Source organism: Gemmata sp. (genome assembly GCF_051859125.1).
Lineage (GTDB): Bacteria > Planctomycetota > Planctomycetia > Gemmatales > Gemmataceae > Gemmata.
Map to the genome: position 1 here is coordinate 38,701 of NZ_JBHYGG010000013.1, position 20,227 is coordinate 58,927.

General features: G+C 70.1%; 18 protein-coding genes. 12 read left to right on the top strand and 6 right to left on the bottom strand.

The annotated features are described in order from the left end of the window. Window positions 1-68 precede the first annotated feature (68 nt). A complete protein-coding gene (locus tag ACTIGN_RS02425) occupies window positions 69-1,835 on the bottom strand; it encodes a hypothetical protein (RefSeq protein ID WP_439620973.1) in 1,767 nt (588 codons plus the stop codon). Between the two features lie 330 nt (window positions 1,836-2,165). Beyond that, on the bottom strand, window positions 2,166-3,464 hold the full coding sequence (locus ACTIGN_RS02430) for a PP2C family protein-serine/threonine phosphatase (protein WP_439620974.1): 1,299 nt from the start codon (window positions 3,462-3,464) through the stop codon (window positions 2,166-2,168). Window positions 3,465-3,871: 407 nt separating this feature from the next. Between ACTIGN_RS02430 and ACTIGN_RS02435 the strand changes: the two genes are divergently transcribed. Continuing rightward, a complete protein-coding gene (locus tag ACTIGN_RS02435; protein ID WP_439620976.1) occupies window positions 3,872-5,782 on the top strand; it encodes an MBL fold metallo-hydrolase in 1,911 nt (636 codons plus the stop codon). 73 nt (window positions 5,783-5,855) lie between these two features. Beyond that, window positions 5,856-6,377: a hypothetical protein gene (locus tag ACTIGN_RS02440; RefSeq protein ID WP_439620978.1), complete on the top strand. Its 522-nt coding sequence runs from the start codon at window positions 5,856-5,858 to the stop codon at window positions 6,375-6,377. Between the two features lie 255 nt (window positions 6,378-6,632). Here the strand turns inward: ACTIGN_RS02440 and ACTIGN_RS02445 are convergent, their stop codons facing one another. Continuing rightward, window positions 6,633-7,343, bottom strand: coding sequence for a hypothetical protein (locus ACTIGN_RS02445; protein WP_439620980.1), 711 nt, complete (start codon window positions 7,341-7,343; stop codon window positions 6,633-6,635). 60 nt (window positions 7,344-7,403) lie between these two features. Next, the gene (locus ACTIGN_RS02450; protein WP_439620982.1) at window positions 7,404-8,114 is read right to left on the bottom strand and encodes a hypothetical protein; all 711 of its coding nucleotides are present in this window, start codon (window positions 8,112-8,114) and stop codon (window positions 7,404-7,406) included. 128 nt (window positions 8,115-8,242) lie between these two features. Here ACTIGN_RS02450 and ribH point away from each other — a divergent pair, with 128 nt between their 5' ends. Together ribH and ACTIGN_RS02460 are read left to right on the top strand one after the other, a co-directional pair. Further along, on the top strand, window positions 8,243-8,707 hold the full coding sequence (ribH, locus tag ACTIGN_RS02455) for a 6,7-dimethyl-8-ribityllumazine synthase (protein ID WP_439620983.1): 465 nt from the start codon (window positions 8,243-8,245) through the stop codon (window positions 8,705-8,707). Between the two features lie 47 nt (window positions 8,708-8,754). Next, complete coding sequence (locus ACTIGN_RS02460) at window positions 8,755-9,537, top strand: hypothetical protein (RefSeq protein ID WP_439620985.1); 783 nt, start codon at window positions 8,755-8,757, stop codon at window positions 9,535-9,537. 160 nt (window positions 9,538-9,697) lie between these two features. Here ACTIGN_RS02460 and ACTIGN_RS02465 read toward each other — a convergent pair whose 3' ends face one another. Then, entirely contained in the window at window positions 9,698-10,813 is a 1,116-nt protein-coding gene (locus tag ACTIGN_RS02465) for a formylglycine-generating enzyme family protein (protein WP_439620986.1), read from the bottom strand. A gap of 156 nt (window positions 10,814-10,969) precedes the next feature. On the opposite strand from ACTIGN_RS02465, the gene ACTIGN_RS02470 reads away from it, so the two are divergent. From ACTIGN_RS02470 to ACTIGN_RS02495, 6 genes are all read left to right on the top strand, one after another. Further along, entirely contained in the window at window positions 10,970-12,037 is a 1,068-nt protein-coding gene (locus ACTIGN_RS02470; RefSeq protein ID WP_439620988.1) for a sulfate/molybdate ABC transporter ATP-binding protein, read from the top strand. Between the two features lie 176 nt (window positions 12,038-12,213). Next, window positions 12,214-12,363 (top strand): hypothetical protein, encoded by a 150-nt coding sequence (locus tag ACTIGN_RS02475; RefSeq protein WP_439620990.1) that lies wholly within the window; start codon window positions 12,214-12,216, stop codon window positions 12,361-12,363. A gap of 77 nt (window positions 12,364-12,440) precedes the next feature. Then, entirely contained in the window at window positions 12,441-12,881 is a 441-nt protein-coding gene (locus ACTIGN_RS02480) for a hypothetical protein (protein WP_439620992.1), read from the top strand. 50 nt (window positions 12,882-12,931) lie between these two features. Further along, window positions 12,932-13,909 (top strand): DUF1559 domain-containing protein, encoded by a 978-nt coding sequence (locus ACTIGN_RS02485; protein ID WP_439620994.1) that lies wholly within the window; start codon window positions 12,932-12,934, stop codon window positions 13,907-13,909. Between the two features lie 509 nt (window positions 13,910-14,418). Further along, a complete protein-coding gene (locus ACTIGN_RS02490) occupies window positions 14,419-15,768 on the top strand; it encodes a DUF1501 domain-containing protein (protein WP_439620996.1) in 1,350 nt (449 codons plus the stop codon). Between the two features lie 178 nt (window positions 15,769-15,946). Continuing rightward, the gene (locus ACTIGN_RS02495; RefSeq protein ID WP_439620997.1) at window positions 15,947-16,255 is read left to right on the top strand and encodes an ArsR/SmtB family transcription factor; all 309 of its coding nucleotides are present in this window, start codon (window positions 15,947-15,949) and stop codon (window positions 16,253-16,255) included. Window positions 16,256-16,323: 68 nt separating this feature from the next. On the opposite strand, the gene ACTIGN_RS02500 is transcribed toward ACTIGN_RS02495, so the two are convergent. Further along, on the bottom strand, window positions 16,324-16,950 hold the full coding sequence (locus tag ACTIGN_RS02500; RefSeq protein ID WP_439620999.1) for a DUF2760 domain-containing protein: 627 nt from the start codon (window positions 16,948-16,950) through the stop codon (window positions 16,324-16,326). Between the two features lie 215 nt (window positions 16,951-17,165). Between ACTIGN_RS02500 and ACTIGN_RS02505 the strand changes: the two genes are divergently transcribed. Together ACTIGN_RS02505 and asnB are read left to right on the top strand one after the other, a co-directional pair. After that, entirely contained in the window at window positions 17,166-18,020 is an 855-nt protein-coding gene (locus ACTIGN_RS02505; protein WP_439621000.1) for an SDR family NAD(P)-dependent oxidoreductase, read from the top strand. Window positions 18,021-18,113: 93 nt separating this feature from the next. After that, on the top strand, window positions 18,114-20,099 hold the full coding sequence (gene asnB / locus ACTIGN_RS02510; protein WP_439621001.1) for an asparagine synthase (glutamine-hydrolyzing): 1,986 nt from the start codon (window positions 18,114-18,116) through the stop codon (window positions 20,097-20,099). The last annotated feature ends 128 nt before the right edge of the window (window positions 20,100-20,227 follow it).

Sequence of the window (20,227 nt, forward strand, 5' to 3'; positions counted from 1 at the left end):
GACGGGGGCGGGGAAACGCGAGGGCGGCAGCCGACCGGCTGCCGCCCTCGTTCCGCGCCGGGCGCGGCTCAGAAGTTCTGGATGTCGGCCCGCGAGAACTCCACGCCGATGACCGCCGTGACCGGGATGCTCCGGCCCTTGTACTCGACGGGGGTGCGCCGGACCTGGACGCGCCACACGATCTTGTCGCCGCCCTTTTTGATTTCGGGTATCAGCTTGGCGTCCGTCGTGGCACAGACGCTGTACTCGCGGGTTTCCCCGGGCTTGAGCGGCTCGCTGTCCTTCTCCTGGTCCTTCTCGTACATCCGTGCCCCGGACTTACTGGGCCACACGATCGGGCCGCCGGTAAACTCCTTCGTGCCGAGGACGAGCCGCGTCGCCGGGGCGTCGGGGGCGCTCGGCTTGCGGCTGAACGCCGGGTCGAGTGGGCAGAACGGCACGTCCGAGGTGTTCTTGATCTTCAACCGCAGAACGAGTGTCGAGTCGCTCCGACCCCCCGGCGACTTCTGGCCGCTCTTGTCGACGGTGATCATGTCCAACTGCCGCCGCTCGACCTTGACCGGTTCGATCTCCAGGCCGCCCACGTCCACCTTCCCGGACGGGAGCTGAGCCACGAGGTTCGGGGGGAGCGGGCCGTCGACCTTGAACTTGTACAGGCTGACTTTCTTCCGCTGTGCCGGGTCGAACTCGCCCATGGTGTCCGGGATCGATTCGAGCGGGTGGCCCGGGGGCGCGTCGCCGCCCTTGAAGAAGAGGCCGTAGAGCGCGAGCAGGGTCATCAGCGCGGCGTACCCGGCGAGGCCGTAGACGACCGCCTTCGGGATGCCGCCCGACGCAGGCGCGGCCGCCGCCTTGCCGCGCTGCGGGCGCGGCTGGGCCTTCGCCGCGTCACGGTCGTCGTCCTGTCGGGCCGCGTGCTGCGAGCCGCTCGCGGGTGCGGAGAACGGCGACGCCGCCGGGGCTGGGTACGGCTGAGGCTGCGGGGCCGGCGACGGGTACTGCTGGTGCGCGGGTGCGGGGTACGGTTGCGGGGCCGGCGACGGGTACGCCGGGGCCGTCTGGAACGGTTGAGCGCCCTGCGATTCGACCCCCGCCCATGGGTTACTCGGTGCCGGGGCCGACGGGGCGGGCGCCGGTGCCGGAACCACGGCCGGCCGGACGTGCTGCGGGGGCGGCGGGGGCGGTGCCGGTGCCGGGCCGTCGAAACCGCCGAACGGGTTCACGTCGAGCGCCGTTGCGTGGAGCCCCTGCGGGCTGGCCGCGGGCGCGGGCACGTGTACGGGGGCCGGCACGACACCGGGCTGCGGCGCGGGTGCCGCGTGGGCAGCGGGCTCGAAGGAGAACGGGTTCCCGTTCTGGGCCGCGGCGGGGGCCGGCGCGTACGGCTGCGGCACGTGAACCGGTGCGGGCTGGGGCGGGGGTGCCGCGTAGGGCTGCGGCGCGCCGTACGGCGAGGGCGGCGGGCCGTAGGCCGGGGGAGAGCCGTAGGGCGACGGGCCGGGGTTCAGGTCCGGGAGCCGCGGGACCGGCATCCGGTTGAATCCCTGGGAGCCGAACACCTCGTCGTCCGACTCGTCGGGCTCGCTCAGGATGCTATCGGCCGCCTCCTTCGGCATGATGTTGAACATCGGTTCGGGCATCGGCGGCAGGTGCGGGAGCGCCGGCGAAGGTGCCTGTTGCGGGGCCGGGGCGGGCACCGGCTGTGGCGCGACCTGCGGCGGCGGGGCGGCCGGCCCGCCCCCGGGTGCGCCCCCCGGCGTCGCCGGGGCCAGGACGACCTGCTTGCAGTGCGGGCACCGAACGTGCTTGCCGAGGAGTTCGATCCCGACGCCCATTCGGCGGCCGCAGAAGGGGCACGGAAACGTCTGTGTTTGCGATGACATCGGGGTGGGGAGTTGGGGCCAGACCCTTCATCCGCGGTGGGCCGGTGGGTCGGTGGGTCGAAGTCGGTACGCCGGAAGGATGTATCTTAACTCGTCTTTTCACAAACACCAGAACGCACTGGGTGCGGCTCGCGTTTTGGACATTTGAGCGAGCGGGGGTCGAGTAGTCCAGGTGCCCGGCGAGCCGGGAGCGTCAGTGACCGGGGGTGGGCGCTCCACCAGAACTCCGGTCGCTGACGCTCCCGGCTTGCCACGATCCCTGGCGCTTCCACCGACTCCCGATCACGCCCGGCGGACCACCACGAGGGTCCGGTCGTCTGCGACCGGAACGCCCTGGGTGAACCCGTTGAACCCCCGGAGGATGGCCCGCAGCAGCTCCTCGGCCGACTCGGCCGGCCCGTCGGTGGTCGCGTCCAGGCGGTCCGGGCCGAACACGTCGCCCTCGGCGTTCACGGCCTCGATGACGCCGTCGGTGAAGAACACGACCCGGTCGCCGGCGCGCAGCGGCACCACCTGCTCGGGGTACCGCTCGTCCGGCTTGATCCCCAGCGGCAGGGACTGCGCGCGGTTCAGGACCACCCGCGACCCGTCGGCGGCCCGCACCAGCCGGGGCGGGTTGTGCCCGGCACTGGCGTACGAGAGCGTCCGGGCGGCGGGGTCGAACACCGCGTAGAACGCCGTCATGAAGGTCCCGGTCTGCCGCGTGTACCGCTTGGTCATGTGGGCGTTCAGGTGCGTCAGCAGCGCGGCCGGCCGGACCGGCGGGTCCGGCAGCGTGTGCGCGATGCTGTGCGCGATCGCCATCATCACGGCCGCCGGCGCGCCGTGCCCGCTCGCGTCGGCGACCAGGACGCCGAGCTTGCCCTCGGGCAGCGGGAAGAAGTCGTAGTAGTCGCCGCCCGCCCGCTTGGCCGTCTGGTAGTGGACGGCGACGTCGAGGCCCGGCACGCGGGGGACCGACGGCGGCAGCAGCGACTTCTGGATGTCGGCGACCGTGCGCAGTTCGTAATCGACCGCCTCGTAGGCTTCCTTGACGGCCTGCGACAGCACGAGCGTCTGCGTGGCCCGCCCGAACAGGTTGCTCAGCAGCACCAGGTCGGCGATGCGGTCGCGGGGGAACGCGTCCGGCTCCTCGCGGGCCAGTACGACGACGCTCTGCGCGACCCCCTGGTCGAAGTGCGGCAGGGCCAGGACCGACCGCTGGCCGTCGAGGTACGCCAGGGCCGGGTCGTCGCGGTCGAGCGTCACGTCCCCGAGGAGGCGGGGCTGGTCGGCGTACACCAACTCGGCAAGCAGCCCGCCCTCGTGGACCGGCAGCCGCTGCCAGTCCTTCCACGGGTTCACCGGGTCGCGCCACAGGTTGAACCGGGTCACGCGGAACTGCGGCGCGGCGAGCCCGCGGCGCGACACGGTGAGCTGCCGGCTGACCGGGAACAGTTGCGCCATCCGGCGCGCGAAGACGGCGTACATCTCCTGCGGGTCGGTGTACCGGCTCAGCTCGCGCATGACCTCGACGCTGGCCGCGAGCCGGGCGCGCCAGTTCCGGGGTTCGGTCTCGAAGAAGTCGGGTGCCACGGCCATGGGCATCCTCCGCGGCGTGAACGTGGGCAATCCGTTGGGGCCGCCTGACAGGTGCCCCCAGTAGACCCGTGATCGCCGCCGAACGCAACCACTCGTCGCGGTTTTTCGCGCGCTCCCGACCCGCCCGCGGGCCGCCCCTCTCATCATTGGTTTGGCGCGCCCGCGCCACCCGTCGCCGATGAACTCCGATTTCGCCAAATCAACCTAATTCTTGCGGACAAATTTGTATCAGATCGACTGCGTCGCGTTGCAATCTTCGATCAGGTAGCGTGTTACGCGCCACGTCTGCTGAACTGGCCGCCAGGCCCGACGCTTGGAAAAGTCCGGACGAACTTCCCGAACGGGGCGTGTTGAGAGTGCTTGACCCGCGGTCCGAATCTGGGACGATGCGGGCGGAGGAACTCGCCATGCCCGCACGCCTCGCTCTCGCTCTGCTGTCCGCCGTCGCCGTCGCGCTCGCCGCCTGGTTCGCGGCCGGCGGCACCAAGCCCGCCGCTCCCCCGTCCTGGGAGCAACTCGAACCCGGCGTGTTCCGCACGAAGGCGTCGCCGCACTCGTACGCGCTCGTCTCGGGCGACAAGGCGCTCCTCATCGACGCGGCCGCGCCGCCGGAGGCCGTTGCGGAACTCGGCGCGAGGTCGGTCGAGGTCGTGCTCCTGACGCACCACCACCGGGACGCTGCGGCGTTCGCCGCCGCGTACCGCACGAAGGGCCACCCGGTGCGCGCCCCGAAAGCTGCGGCCGAGTGGCTCACCCCCGAGGGCGTGGCGAAGTTCTGGAAGGACTCGATCCCGCTGCGGGGCTCGCGCACCGCGTACTTCGTGCTGCCCGCCGGCGTCGCGGGCGTCGATTGCACGCTCGACGAGAAGACCCCGGTCGCGTTCGGGAACTGGACGGTCACGCCGGTCGCGACGCCGGGCCACTCACGGGACCACCTCGCGTACCTGTGCGAGCCGGCCGACCCGAAAACGGCGTCGTTCCTGTTCTGCGGCGACGCGTTTTGCTCGCCGGGGAAGCTCTGGACGCCGTACACGACCGACTGGGACCACTGGACCGACGTGGGCCTGAAGCCGGCGGCCGAGTCGCTGCGGAAGATGGCGAAGCTGAAGTTCACGCACCTGTGCCCGGCGCACGGGCCGGTGCTCTCGCAGGACATCGCCGCTTCGCTCGAAGCGACGGCCAAGCTGGTGGACGAGGCCGGGTTCCAGAAGAGTTTCGAGCGGTTCAGCAAGGACCGGCTCGGGAACCCGCCGAAGTACGAGTTCCTGGTCCCCAAGGAGCAGATCGCGAGCGGCGGCGACAAGCCGTGGTCGAAGGTGTCGGACCACGTCTGGATCACCGGGAACACCTACGTCGTGAAGTCGTCCACGGGCACCGGCGTCTTCGTCCTCGACCCGTGGGGCCAGCGCTCTGCCGATCAGGTGGCGAAGCTCCAGAAGGACGAGAAGCTCGGCCCCGTCGAGTTGGTCGCGTTCAGCCACGCCCACTACGACCACTTCGACGGCATCCACGTCCTGAAGACCGGCGAGCCGCGGGAGGTGTGGTCGCTCGACCTCGTCGCGCTGCCGCTCAAGGAGCCGTTCCGGCTCCGGGCGCCGTTCCTCGACGAGCGACCGATCGCGTTCACCAAGGAACTGAAGGACGGCGAGAGCGCGACGTGGGGCGGGTACACGTTCAAGTTCCACCACCTGCCGGGCCAGTCGTGGTTCACGAGCGGCATCGAGGCGACGATCGACGGGAAGCGGTGCGTGTTCACGGCCGACAACTTCTTCCACCAGGACCAGTTCAGCGGCACCGGCGGGTGGATGGGGCTGAACCGCAGCTCGCCCGCGGCCTACGGCACGAGCGCCGCGAAGGTGCTCGACATCGCCCCCGAGTGGATTCTCGCCGAGCACGGCGGGCCGTACGCCTTCAGCAAGGAGGACTACGCCCGCCGCGTGAAGTGGGGCGAGGCCGCGGGGAAGGCGTGCGACGCGGTCTGCGTCAGCGGCGACCACCGGCGCGACTGGACCCCGCACCGCGTGAGCGTCGAGCCGGTGCTGACGCGGGCGAAGCCGGGCGACGAGATCACGCTTCAAGTGACGCTCTCGGAGTCGGGCCGCGACGACCCCGGCGCGACGGTCGTTCTCCAGGGCCGCGGCCTGTTCCCCGACCAGTCGGTGACGTTCCCTGCGGGAGCGAAGCAGACCAAGTCGGTGAAGGTGAAACTGCCCGCGGATCTCGCACCCGGGCTGCAGGTCTTCGCGGCCCGCACCGCCGACAAGACCGGCACCGACTTCGCCGACCCGTACTTCGCGGTCGACGCGGGCGGGAAGTGAGGGGGGCGCTGGTCCGGGCGGCCGCGTGCGGGTATAACGGCGCGGCCCCCACTCACCTCCACGGGACCGACCTGTGTTCACCACCGCACGCGCCGCTCTGGTTGTGTCGATCGTCGCCCTCGCCCTGCCCGCCGCGTCGGTCGGCCAGGACGCGGAGCCGTTCACCTCGAAGGAGGGGAAGTTCAAGGCGAAGTTCCCCGCGAAGCCCGACGAGAAGTCGCAGACCACCAACGGCATCAAGTTCACGATGCACGTCTCGGGGGCGAAGGAGGGCGGGTACGTCGTAGGCATCGCCGACCTGCCGATCCCCGACGGCGAGACGGCCGAGATGACGCAGAAGCGGCTCGACGGCGCGCGCGATGGCGCGGTCGGGAACGTGAAGGGCAAGCTGGTCGAGAGCAAAGAGGTGACGCTCGACAAGAAGTACCCGGGGCGTGAGTTCTCGGCGTCGCTGCCGGCGAAGGACGGGCTCGTCCGGGCGCGGGTGTACCTCGCCGGCAAGCGGCTCTACCAGGTCATGGTGATCGGCACCAAGGACTTCGTGGGCGGCAAGGACGCCGACGCCTTCCTCGACTCGTTCAAGATCACCGAGTGACGCCGGTGAAGTAAGCGATGCGGAGGTGTCGTGCCGAGCAGCACAGCGCCCCCTCACCCGCGACCCACAAAGCCGGGTCGCGACCTCTCCCCCGAGACCGGGGGCGAGGTGGGGCCGCCGGGCTCCTCACAAGCAATGTGATCTGACTAGCTCGGGATCAGGCCAACAGGCCCCACCTCGCCCCCGGTCTCGGGGGAGAGGTCGCCGCGAGTCCTCGAGCGGCGGGTGAGGGGGCATCGCTCGACGTCCGCACAGTCACCTCATCACGACCCGCCACTCCCCCTCGCGCTCCAACCGCCGCACCCGCTCCTCGTGATCGCACAGCGTCAGCACGACCGACAGGCCCACCACGCCGATCAGCACTCCCGAAGCGCCGTCCGATTCACCCACGCGGACCGCGAGCGCCATCGAACACCCCGCCGATGCCATCAGCGGAACGAGGCGCACCAGACTGAGCAACCCGATCCGCCCGCGTGGTGCGATGGTCGTCGCAGCCGCAGGTGCGGGTTGCCCCAACTCGTCGGAATCGTCGAAGGCCACTGCGGACAGCGACGGTCGCGGGTACCGGAGCGCCCAGACGAACCCCGCCAGGCCCGCGAGCGCGCCGCCGAGGCCGAACCCCGGCGACGAACTCAGCAGACCTCTGACGCCGGTGGCGTCGATGTCCCAGGCCGCTCCGGCCGCGCCGCTTCCGACACCACTCGCCACTGCGAGGGCGGGCACCCAGAACACCGCGGCGGCGCGTCGCGGGCGCAGGACGAGCGGTGCGGCGACGGCACCCGCGGCGGCCCCGAAGAACGCGCCGATCAGCGCGAGTCCGCGGACGTCCACGCCCCTGAGATCGGGAGACTGGCCGAGGGCGAGCCACGCCACAAGGCCCGCGAGCGGCCACAGGAGCGCCGCACCGAGCGCGGTCGCGCCGCACCAGCCGGCGGCACGGAGGAGGGAAGGGGGCGTGCGCGTCACCGGTGCCTCGGGGATTGTTCCCGAGGGATGACGGCACCGGCGCGAGGTGGTTTCAGGCGATCAGTGGTCCCACTTCGGGGGCGGGGCCGAGTCGCTCATCTGCTTGCGGAGGGCGGTGCCGCGGTCCGACTGACGCACGAGCGGCTCGACGCGGTCGAACTCGGCCGGGTCGAACCCCGCACCGCGGAGCAACTCGCGCGAGAGCTTCGCGGCGGTCTCGGTCTCGCTCACCCGCGGGGCGCGCGGCCGGCCCCGCTCGCGGAACGCGAGTTCCGCCTGGAGCCCCGGGTCGGACGGCGCGCCGCTCGCCGGCGACGCGCCGCCGGGCAGCGCCGACTCGGGGATCGGGTCCTTCGCGGCCCGCTTCAGCCCCTGCTTCTCGGCGACCATCTGGCCCAACTCGGTGCAGAGCACCGCGGCGAGTTCCGCGTCGGTCTTGCACTTCTTCACCAGCCCCTCGCTGACGACGATCATCTCCGTGCCGCGGTGGAACAGCACGGTCTCGGGCACGCCGGCGGTGGCGAACGCGGGCTCGACGCCGGTGAACGGGTTCTGCGTGAGGATCTGCTTGCCGAGTTGCTCGACGCGCCGGCTCGTTTCGAGGTGCGCCATCGGGATCTTCGGGTTCCCGGGCGTCTTCACCTTGGCCGAGTTCGGGCTGCTCGGGTCCGGCGACAGGCTCCGCTGCGCCGCGAGTTCGCCGGTGACGCACCCGGTCTGGGCGAGGCAGGCGCAGGCCGCGGCCGCGATCCGGACGGCGAGGTTCGGCATACCGGGACTCCTCCAAGCGTGAGGCCGCGAGATAGCCGCGCCGCGGGGGCGTGTCGAGAGCGGTTCGGGCTGCTCCTCGCGGTCCCGCCGCGTACAACACCCCCACACAAACTCCGAGGCAGCGGTCCATGATCTACGAAGGCGACTTCTCCCCCCCGGCCGGGCGGTTCGTGCTGGTGGCGGCCCGGTTCAACGCGGTCATCGTGGAGCAGCTCACCGCCGGCGCGCTCGACGCGCTGAAGCGGCACGGCGTCACCGAGGACCGCATCGACATCGTCAAGGTGCCCGGCTCGTTCGAGATCCCGGTGGTGGCGCAGAAGCTGGGCACGTCGGGGAAGTACGCGGCGGTGATCTGCCTGGGGTGCGTGATCCGCGGCGACACGGACCACTACGACCACGTCGCGGGGTCGGCGACGAGCGGGATCGCGAACGCGGGGCTCGCCGCCGGCATCCCGGTGATCTTCGGCGTGCTGACGTGCGACACGCTGGAGCAGGCGGTCCACCGGGCCGGGGCGAAGGCCGGCAACAAGGGGTTCGAGGCCGCCGTGTGCGCCGTCGAGATGGTGAACCTGATGAAGAAGCTGCCTGTCTAGCGGGCAGCCCCGGGCTCGCCGGGGCCTCCACCCCGCAGGCTCTTGTAATGGACGAACGCATCCTCCTCGTCGGGTTCGACGCCCCGGACGCCGCGACCCTCGCCGCCCGGCTCCCCTTCGAGTGCGTCGCGCACGACATGCTCCCGAAGATCGTGGTCGAGCGCGGCCAGCTCTTCGCGAGGTCGCCCGACAGCGCCCGCTACCTGCGGGTGTCGCGGGTCGTGTTCCACGGCATCTTCGAGCACGACCTCGACTTCCTCGCCGGCCTCGCGCTGTGGGGCGGGCCGTGCTTCCCAAACCCGGTCGCGATGATGGACTGCCGCCTGCGGGTGCCGTGCCTGGTCCGGGCGCTGCGGCACACTCGGTTCGCGGGCGCGCCGCGGGGCTTCGCCACAACCTACGGCGAGTACGCGGCCGATGGTGAGAGCGTCGCGAAGTGGGGGAACTGGCACTGCGGCGAGAACAAGGAGCGGTTCACCGGAACGTGGGTCGCGAAGGAGCCGACGCTGTTCGAGCCGTTCGTCGAAGGCGAGGCGGTGCGGTTGGTGATCGTGGACGAACCGCGGCAGATCCGCATGACCGGGCCGGGCTGGCTCAAGTCGGTCCACGGGGCCGGCGCCGAGTTCGTGCCGGCCGATCCGGCGCTCGTCGAGGACACGCGAGCGATCCAGCGAGGCCTGGGGCTCGACGTGATCGCCAACGATTACATCGTGTCGCCGACGAGCGGCCCGTACTTGCTCGAAGTGAACCACATCCCGAGCCTCACCTGTCTGCCCGAACTGTGGGCCGACTACCTACGGGTGGTGACGCGCTGGGTCGGCGGTCGGTAGGAACTCGGGGTAATGTGACGCCTCGCGATTCTGGGAGCATCCCCAGGCGCGGGCCGCCACGGAGGGCGGCCCCTACAAACCTAACGCGACCCCTCTGGTAGGGGCCGCCTTCCGTGGCGGCCCGCCAATCACGTTCGATTACGACCGCGGGCACGGCCCTTCACTTCGCGTCCTTGGCGCAGCGGAAGCCGACGTGCGACTGGCCGGTGTCGACGTCGCCCTGGCCGCGGCCGTAGGGCTTGTACCGCGAGCAGAACCCGTCGCTGCACAGGAACGACCCGCCCCGCATCACCCGCTTCGGCGCGTACGGGTTCTCGTTCTCGCGTGCCCGCGGGTCGTAGCTCGACGCCGGTCCCTGCGGGTTCTTGAGCGGGGCGGTGCGGTAGGAGTCCGGTGCGTACCAGTCCCCGCACCACTCCCACACGTTCCCCGCCACGTCGTACAGCCCGTACCCGTTCGGAGGGTACGACTTCACCGGGGCGGTGCGGACGTACCCGTCGGCCTTCGTGTTCGTCTTCGGCGACGGACCCTGCCAGATGTTGCACCGCCAGGTGCCGCCGTCGCCGGGGAGTTCGTCGCCCCAGGCGTAGCTCTTGCCGACCAGGCCGCCGCGGGCCGCGCGCTCCCACTCGGCCTCGGTGGGGAGCCGCTTCCCGGCCCACTTGCAGTACGCATCAGCGTCCTTCCAACACACGTGAACGACCGGGTGGTTCATGCGGTCGGCGATGTCGCTGCCCGGCCCCTCGGGGTGCCGCCAGTTCGCGCCGGGGAGCCACTCCCACCAGTTCATCTCGTCGACCCACGGGATCGGGTCGTCCGGCTGTCGGAACACGAGCGCGCCGGGCTCCAGCTTGTCGTCGGGCGGCGGCGGCACACCCGGCTGGAGGTTCGCCATGATCTGCTCCTTCGTCGGCTTCTGCTCGGCCACGGTGACGTACCCGGTCGCCGCCACGAACTCCTCGAACTGCGCGTTCGTGACCTCGGTTTCGTCCATCCAGAAGCCGTCGATCTCAACGTCGTGCTCGGGGCGGGCGTCGATGAAGTGCGGGTTCGTGTCAGACGTCCCCATTGTGAACGTGCCGCCCAGAATCCAGACCATCCCCGGCGGCCGCGGGCCGCGAGGGCCGCCCGGGTTCACCGCCCAGTACGCGCCGCCGCCCACGAGCGCGCCGACTGCGAGCAGACCGAGCCACTTCCAGGGGCCTCGCGCCGCGGGGACCGGTGGGGCGCTCGCCGCGGCCGCTTGTTGTTGCCGGGCGCGTGACTTCTTCGACATCGAGGCGCTCGCTGAGGTGACAATGTCGGCCCCGCACGACGGGCGGCGGCGACTTCCCCTACCAACTTGACCGGGATAATGATAAAGCATTGCCGCGGGTCCGGAACCGCGGCCCGCCCGAATCTAACCCCGCAGTGCAGTCCACCGGCCCGCACCATGTCAATTACCGCACAAAACGTCTCCAAGCGATTCGGGGACTTCGTGGCCCTCGACAACGTCTCCGTCGAGTGCCCGGCCGGGCAACTGATCGCGCTGCTCGGGCCGTCCGGGTCCGGGAAGACGACGCTGCTCCGCATCATCGCGGGCCTCGAAGTGCCCGACGCGGGGAGCGTGCTGTTCAAGGACGACGACGTCACCCGCTACTCGGCGAAGGACCGCAAGGTCGGGTTCGTGTTCCAGCACTACGCGCTGTTCAAGCACATGTCGGTGTTCGAGAACGTCGCGTTCGGCCTGCGGGTCCGCAAGACTCCCGAGGACAAGGTTCAACACCGGGTCATGGAACTGCTCCGGCTGGTGCGGCTGGAGGAGAAGGCGAAGCACTTCCCGCTGGAGCTCTCGGGGGGCCAGCGGCAGCGGATCGCGCTGGTGCGGGCGCTCGCGCCGGACCCCGAGGTGCTGCTGCTCGACGAGCCATTCGGCGCGCTCGACGCCAAGGTGCGGGCCGAACTCCGCTCGTGGCTCCGCCGGTTCCACGACGAGTTCCACGTCACCAGCATCTTCGTGACCCACGACCAGGAGGAGGCGTTCGAGGTCGCCGACCAGGTCGTCGTGATGAACCGGGGCAAGGTCGAGCAGGTCGGGACGCCGATCGAGGTGTTCGAGCACCCGGCCACGGCGTTCGTCATGGACTTCCTCGGCAACGTGAACAAGCTGCCGGTCCGCGTCGAGGGCGGCAAGGCGCTGCTCGGTAAGTCGGGCACGGTCGAACTTCCGACGAAGTTGTTCAGTGCGAGTGAGAACGGCAAGATCGACGCCTACATCCGCCCGCACGAACTCGACATCTCCCGCACCGCCGAGGGCGGCAACTGCATGCTCGCCAAGGTGCTGCACATCAACCCGGCCGGGTCGGTCGTGAAGGTGCGGCTCATGGCCGAGGACTTCGGCCTCGTCATAACCGTGGACGTAACACCCGACCGCTACCGCTTGCTCACCCTGAAGCCGGCCGAGATGGTGTACGTCACGCCGAAGTCGGGGAAGATTTTCGACGGCGACTACGCGATCTGACCGCAATATTCTCGCCAACCCGCATCAGCACGCTACCGCAAGTAGCGTGCTGATTTCGTTTTGCGTCACATCTGTGTTAAACACGAGTTTCTCTACTTGCAAAGTGGTGTAACTGCCGATATCTTCCTCAACACGACTTCAACGATGATGTTAGTCGTGCATCGGAGGTGACGGCAATGAGTGGCTTGTTTGATCGCTACTTCCAGCTCCTGGCCGGGCGGATGCCCGGTGCCGAGTACGGGGTGATCGCTTCGCCGGACGACGAGTCGATGCTCGTCGGGGATCCGCGGGCGGTCCCGCGGGGGGGTCTTTGTCAAGGCGCGTGACCCCGCCGACGTGCCCCGCCCCTGGTGGATGTTCGATCAGACCCCGACCCTCGCACACACCAAACCCCAATAGGCCCATGACCCTCACAGGATCTCTCCGAACTCGGCTCGGGCTCGCGCTCCTCACCGCGACCCTTGCCACGGTTGCCGCCGGGTGCGGCAAGAAGGAAACGCCGCTGTACCCGGTGACCGGCAAGGTGCTCGTCAACGGGAAGCCGGCCGAGCACGCCACGGTGGTGTTCCACCCGATCGGCGCGGCCCCGGACGCGGTGAAGCCGCGGGCGACGGTCGGCCCGGACGGCACGTTCAAGCTCACCAGCGTGTCGGCGGGCGACGGCGCGGCGGCCGGCGACTACGCCGTCACCGTCGAGTGGTGGCTGTCGCCGGTGAAGCGGGGCGACCCGGACGGCCCGCCGGTGAACTTCCTCGCCGCCAAGTTCGGCAAGCCGGAAACGTCGGGCCTGAAGGCCCAGGTGCAGAGCGCACCGACCGACCTCGCGACGATCGAGTTGAAGTGACCGTCCCCGACCCCGCACCCACAACACACCCGATAAACGGAGCCCAAGCCATGACCCGGTTTCACCTCGCCCGCACCCGCCGCGGGTTCACGCTGATCGAACTGCTCGTCGTGATCGCCATCATCGCGATCCTGATCGGGCTCTTGCTGCCAGCCGTGCAGAAGGTCCGCGAGGCCGCGGCCCGCGCCCAGTGCCAGAACAACCTCAAGCAGCTCGGGCTGGCGCTGCACAACTACCACGACCCGAACGGCGGCCTGCCGAGCAACATCCGCCCGGACGCCACGAGCACCGTCCGCGTCCGCTGGGCGACGTACCTGCTGCCGTACATCGAGCAGGGGCCGCTGTTCTCCCAGGTGAGCCTCACCACGAACTGGCACGCCCAGCCGACCGTGTTCGGCACCCGGCTCAAGGGGTTCGAGTGCCCGTCGGCCCCGAACGGGACGATCGTCGATGGCGCGCCGGACACGGGCTGGACGAACATCGTGGCCAACGGCGACTACTCGGGCTTCTACGGCGTGGACCCCGCCCTCACCAGCCTCGTCTCCCCGGCCATGCCCGGGTCCGGGAGCGCGACCAACGGGGCGATCTCGAAGACCACCAAGCTGAACTTCAACGCGTTCACCGACGGGCTGTCGAACACCCTGCACCTGACCGAGTCGGCCGGCCGCCCGAACATCTACCGCAACGGGAAGCTCGCGGTGACGGCGACCGCGACCTCGCGGGTCAACGGGGGCGGGTGGTGCCGCCCGGCGTCCGAGCTGTTCATCCTCCGCGGGTCGGACGCGACGGGCACGACGTTCCCGGGCACCAGTGCGATCAACGTGACTAACGGTGAGGACCTCGGGGCCACGTACCCGCACCCGTACTACAACACGGACGGCACGGGCCACATCTACGGGTTCCACACGGGCGGCGTGAACGCCCTGTTCTGCGACGGGTCGGTCCGGTTCCTCCGCCAGAACACCGACATCCGGGCGCTGATCTCGATCGTCACCCGTAACGGCGGCGAGACCATCTCGGCCGAGTGACCGGCGACGCCCGGCACGCGCGCGAGCCACGGGGGCAACCTCGTGGCTCGTTTCATTTGTCGCCTTTCGAGCCACGGGGCTTGCCCCCGTGGTGCCGGCGCTGCCGACCGAGCGGGCAGTGGCCGGGCGAACCCTGAGCGCCAGCGAGGGGGTGCGCCTCACCCCTCGCTGGCGCTTTTGAAGTTGCGCTCGTGGTCGCCCGGACCAGTCAGCGGTCGAGAAACCCAGCCGCACGGCGAGCCGGGAGCGTCAGCGACCGGAGGTGCGCGCTCACCAAGAACTCCGGTCGCTGACGCTCCCGGCTCGCCACGATCCCTGGCGCGTTCGATCCCCCACGAGTGCCGGCCACAAATGGCGCACCCCCTCGCGGGCGCTCAGGGTTCGCCCGGCCACGGCCCCAATCCACGGCACTTTGCTGTTTCCCGTTGCCCGCGTCGTGGTTCCCGGCTCTAATGTCAGTACCCGCCAGGCATCCCCCCGCCACTCCTCGTTCCGAGGACCACGCCGCCATGACCGCGCCCCACCGCCACACGATCGGCGTCACCCGCCGCGAACTGCTCCAGGTCGGCTACTCCGGGCTCCTCGGCCTCGGGCTCGCGAACGCCGCTACGGCCGCGCCGCGGAAGAAGCCGAAGTCGCTCATCATCGTCTTCCTGACGGGCGCGGCGAGCCACCTCGAAACCTGGGACCCGAAGCCCGACGCGCCGGCCGAGATCCGCGGCGAACTCGGTGCGATCCAGACCAGGACCCCCGGGCTGCTCGCCTGCGAGGCGATGCCGAAGCTCGCGGCCCGGAGCGACAAGTTCGCCGTCGTGCGGTCGCTGGCGCACCGGGAGAACAATCACCTCGTCGCCACGCACCACGTCCTCACCGGGCACCAGCAGCCGGGCGCGTTCTTCGACAAGGTCGCGAGCCGCGACGACTTCCCGAACTACGCCGCCGGCCGGAGCTACTTCCACAAGCCGCCCGAGGGCACGCCCGGTGGCGTGAACCTGCCGACGTACCTCCAGGAGGGGCCGCTCCTGTGGCCGGGGCAGTACGCGGGGTTCCTCGGGCCGAATCACGACCCGATGCAGGTGACGGCTGACCCGAACAAGCCCGACTTCCGCATCGACAACCTCCGCCCGGCCGCGGGGATGGACGTCGACCAACTCAGGGACCGCGTCGCGCTCCTCGACGCGGTGAACGCCCAGCAGCGGTGGCTCGCCGAGAGCGCCGAGACGAAGAAGCTCAGCGACCAGCAGCACCAGGCCGTCTCGGTGCTGACCTCGGGGGCGGTCGCGCGGGCCTTCGAGATCGACCGCGAGCCCGCGGCGGTCCGCGACAAGTACGGCCGGCACGCTTTCGGACAGTCGATCCTGATGGCCCGGCGGCTCGTCGAGGCCGGGGTGCCGGTGGTGCAGGCGAACATGGGCCGCGTGCAGAACTGGGACACGCACGGGAACAACTTCAAGCGGATGAAGGACGAACTGCTCCCGCCCACCGACCGCGGCGTGGCGGCGCTGATCGACGACCTCGGCGACCGCGGGATGCTCGACGACACGCTGGTGATGGTGCTGGGCGAGTTCGGCCGCACGCCGAAGGTGGACAGCAAGACCGCCGGCCGCGACCACTGGGCTTCGTGCTTCTGCGGGCTGTTCGCCGGGGCCGGAGTGCGGCCGGGGCAGGTGATCGGCCGGAGCGACAAGTCGGGCGGGTACCCGGTGACGACGCCGTACTCGCCGGACGACATCGGCGCGACGGTGTACTCGGTCCTGGGCGTGGACCCGACGGCCGAGGTCCGCGACCGGTTGAACCGCCCGGTGCAACTCAACCGCGGCCGCGTCATCACCCCGTTGTTCGACGGCCGCAGCGAGTGATGCGGCGAGCGCGCCTGTCCCCACACGAACCCGGAGCACCGCTCCGGGTTTTCGCGCGTCGGGCTTTCCCCGACGTCCGCGGGTTCTAATTGATTATTCTGCCCAGTGTTGTCCACCGTGCTATGATAGAAGTGTTGGACTTACGCCCACCGCCCCAACCCCCTCCGCACGACTACCCATGAAACGATCCGTCGAAGAACTCCGGTCCGAGGCCGACTGGCTCGCAGCGATCGGCGAGCCGACCCGCCTGACCATCATCCGCACGCTTGCGATCGGCGAGAAGACGGTCACGGAACTGGCCAAGGCGTGCAAGTCCGAGGTCGTGAACGTTTCGCACCACCTGGGGGTGATGCGGGCGGCCGGTCTGGTGAAGTGCGACCGCGACGGCCGGTTCATGCGCTACAGCCTCCTCGGGGCCAGCGCAACCGCGACCGAACTCGAACTCACGCACCCGCTCGGCGTCCGGACCACGATCCCGCTCGTCTGATCGCGAGCCGATCGGACCGTGCGACCCCCGACGGGTGTTGGGGGTCGCTTCGTTTCCGGGTCGCGTTCTTAACCGATCTGCACCTCGGCCGGTTGCAGTACGAACTCGTCGGCCCCCTCGGGCGGCGGGGCCAGTTTCAACTCCACCACGCGCCAGCCCGGGTGGTTGATCGCACCGGTGAACGGCGGGCTCCCGGCCACGTTCCCGATGACGCGGATCGCGCTCGGGTCGAACCCCTTCGGCACGGTCGTGGTGTCGCCTTCGTCGCCGGGGAGCACCTGCTCGATGACGGCGTGCCGCTTGATCGCCCCCTGGGCCTTCTTGTGGATCTCGCGCACGGCCTGGCCGATCTGGGCGTCCTGGGCGCCGCTAATGTCTTCCATGAGGAAGTCGAGGAGCCGGGCCTCGGCCTGGAGCAGCGCGAGCATCCGCAGGGGCGCGCCGCTCGGCTTGGGCGGGGGCGGCGGGGCGGCCGGCTTCGGCGGCGCGACGGGCGCGGTCGGCTTCACGTCGCCGCCGGCCATGATCGCGTCGAGCTTCGCCTTGAACGCGGCGTCGCGACGGGCGCGGCCGGCGATCGCCATACCCTCGAACGCCCCGGCGAGGTTCCCGGACCGGACGACGATCGCGAACCCGAACAGGAACACCGCGACCGCGGCCCCCAGGGCCGCCCCAATGACGTAGTCGTAACCCATTTCGACTCCTGCTCTGTGAGGCGCAGGCGCGTCGCCCGCACGGGGGTGTTATAGGAACCGTCGCGGGGGCGGCGAAAGAGTACCGATTGTCCTACCCCGCAACAAATTACGACCGATTGCGGCGGGGGCACTGCTGGTAAAGCGGACCCCCGGGCATAAAATTCCTCGGCGGGGCGGTTCTGCGGTTGCCCCCGGACCGATGAAAGGTGATGGTGATGCGGCGCGAACTGCGGGGACGGGTGGTGCTGGTGACCGGGGCCTCGCGGGGCATCGGCCGGCGCACCGCCGAACGGCTCGCGAAGCTCGGCGCAAGACTCGCCCTGACGTCGCGCTCGGTCGATGAACTGGCGAAGATCGTCGGCACGTGCCGGGCGCACGGGGCCGAGGCCGAGGGGTTCCCGGCCGACCTGACGAGCCCCGCGGACCGCGAGACGCTCGTCGCTGACGTGGTGGGGCGGTTCGGCGGCCTCGACGTGCTGGTGAACTGCGCCGGCGTCGGCAGCTTCGGCGAGTTCGCGACCTCGACGGAGGAGGTCGTGCGGCGGTCGATGGAGGTGAACTTCTTCGCCCAGGCCGAGATGATCCGGGCGTGCCACCCGCACCTGCTCACGAGCGCGACGGCACGTGACGGCTGGCGGCCGGCGGTGGTGAACGTGGCGAGCATCTGCGGCCGGTGGGGCATCCCGTCGATGTCCGAGCACTGCGCGAGCAAGCACGCCTTCGTCGGGCTCACGGAAGCGCTCCGCGGCGAGTTCGCCCGGTACGGCATCGACGTGCTGCTGGTTCTGCCGGGCGTGGTCCGCAGCGACGACCTGAACCGCCACATGGTGCGGAACGACGGCAAGATCTACCTCGACTTCGACGGCGCGCAACCGCCCGAGGAAGTCGCCGATTCCGTCGTCCGCAGCCTTCAGACGAACCGGGCCGAGAAGGCGTGCGGCACCGCGTCGTGGTGGGTGTGGTTCGGCCGCCGCATGTTCCCCCGCGGCGTCCGGTTCTTCATGCAGCGCAAGGTGTGGAACTACGCGAGACGCGAACAGCACGTTGACCGAGGCGAGCCGGGAGCGTGAGCGACCGGACGAAGCGGGATCCGAAGACTCCGGTCGCTCACGCTCCCGGCTCGCCAAGGCATCACGACAACCAACAACCAACGGTCGCTTAGGATGTGCGGAATCGCGGGGATGTTCGACCTGAGTGGCCAGCGGGAAGCGCCGGTCGGCGTGGTGCCCGCGATGGCGCAGGCCATTTACCACCGCGGTCCCGACGAGGACGGGTTCCTCGAGCGCCCCGGCCTGCACCTCGCCAACCGCCGGCTCTCGATCGTCGGCCTCGCCGACGGCAAGCAGCCCATCTCGAACGAAGACCGCACCGTCTGGACCGTCTTCAACGGCGAACTGTACGACTACCCCGAGAAGAAGCCGCAGCTCGAAGCCAAGGGCCACGTCTTCCGCACGCACACCGACACCGAACTCCTCCCGCACCTGTGGGAAGAGTATCGGGAGAAGATGTTCGAGCAGGTCCGCGGGCAGTTCGCGTACTGCATCTGGGACAGCCGCACGAACGAGGTCGTCCTCGCCCGCGACCGGGCCGGCATCTGCCCGCTCTTCTACACGGTCGTGAAGCGCGACGGCACCACCTGGCTCCTGTTCGCGTCGGAAATGAAGGCGCTGTTCGCGTCCGGCATGGTCGAGCGCAAGGCCGACTTGCAGGGGCTGAACCACGTCTTCTCGTTCTTCGCGATGCCCGGCCCGACGACCGTGTTCGACGGCATCAAGTGCCTCGTCCCCGGCCGCTACCTGCACTTCAAGCTCGGCTCCGAAACAACCGCCGAGCAGGCGACCACCCAAAAGACCTATTGGCAGGTGACGTACCCCGATAACGGGCACGAGGACTACGGGGCCGACGAGAAGAAGGTCGTGGACGGGTTCGAGCAGGTGCTGTTCCAGGCCGTGCAGCGGCGGCTCCGGGCCGACGTGCCGGTCGTGTCCTACCTGAGCGGCGGCGTCGACTCGAGCCTCATTGTCGCGATGGCCAACAAGGCGCTCGGCCGGCCGATCCCGACGTTCACCGTGTCCGTGAAGTCGAAGGGGATGGACGAGGCGTCGGAGGCGCTCCAGACGGCGCGGCACCTCGGGTGCGACCCGGTCGTGGTCGACTGCGGCCACGACACGCTCCGCACCGGGTACCCCGAACTCATCCGGGCGGCCGAGTTCCCGGTGGTCGACACGTCGTGCCTCGGGCTCCTGCACCTGGCCCGGTCGGTCCACCAGCACGGGTACAAGGTGGTGCTGACCGGCGAGGGGGCCGACGAGTGGCTCGGCGGGTACTCGTGGTTCAAGATCAACAAGCTCGCGGGCTGGGCCGACAAGATCCCGGGGGTCCCGCTCGGGTACGCGCTGCGGAAGCTGTTCCTCGCGGCGACCGGCACGCCGTCGTTCCCGTACTCGGCGTACCGCCGCACGCAGCGCGACATGGGCGGCCACAACGGGTGGACCGACCTGTACGGCGTCATGAGCACGAACAAATTGCGGTTCTTCGCCGGGGCCGCCCGTGATACCATCCTGGGCCGGCCGGCGCTCGACGACGTTGAGCTGTCGCCGGACCTGAACCGCTGGCACCCGTTCCACCGGCAGATGTACTTCGGGGCGCGGATCATGCTCCCCGGGCACCTGCTCGCGAGCAAGGGCGACCGGATCGGGATGCACAGCTCGGTCGAGGGCCGGTACGCGTTCCTCGACGAGGACGTTGTTTCGTACATGGCGAACCTGCACCCGCGGTGGAAGCTCCGGGGGGTGATGAGGGACAAGTTCGTCGAGCGGCTGGTCGCGGAGCGGTGGCTCCCGAAAGAGGTCGCGTGGCGGCGGAAGAAGATGTTCCGCGCCCCGATGGACACGTGGTCGAGCGCGAACCGCGGCACGGCCCCCGGCGGGGGCTGGATCGATCAGGTGTTGTCGCCCGAGTCGCTGGCGAGGACGGGGTACTTCGACGCCGCCGCGGTCGCGAGGGCCCGCGACCAACTGTCGCGGCCCGGCCGCGGCCTCGGCCGCACGAGCCTGGAGATGGGCCTCACCGCCGTGACCGCGACGCAACTGTGGCACCACCTGTACCTCGGCGGCGGGCTGTGCGACCTGCCCCAGAGTGGGCAGTGAAGAGTGGGCAGAGGACAGAAAAGTGCAGCCGGACACGCCCGCCGGAGGAGGTTGGCGGGCCGCCCCCGGGGGCGGCCCGATCCGGTGGTGTAGCGGGTGGTGTTTTGGGGGCGCCCACCCGGGGGGGC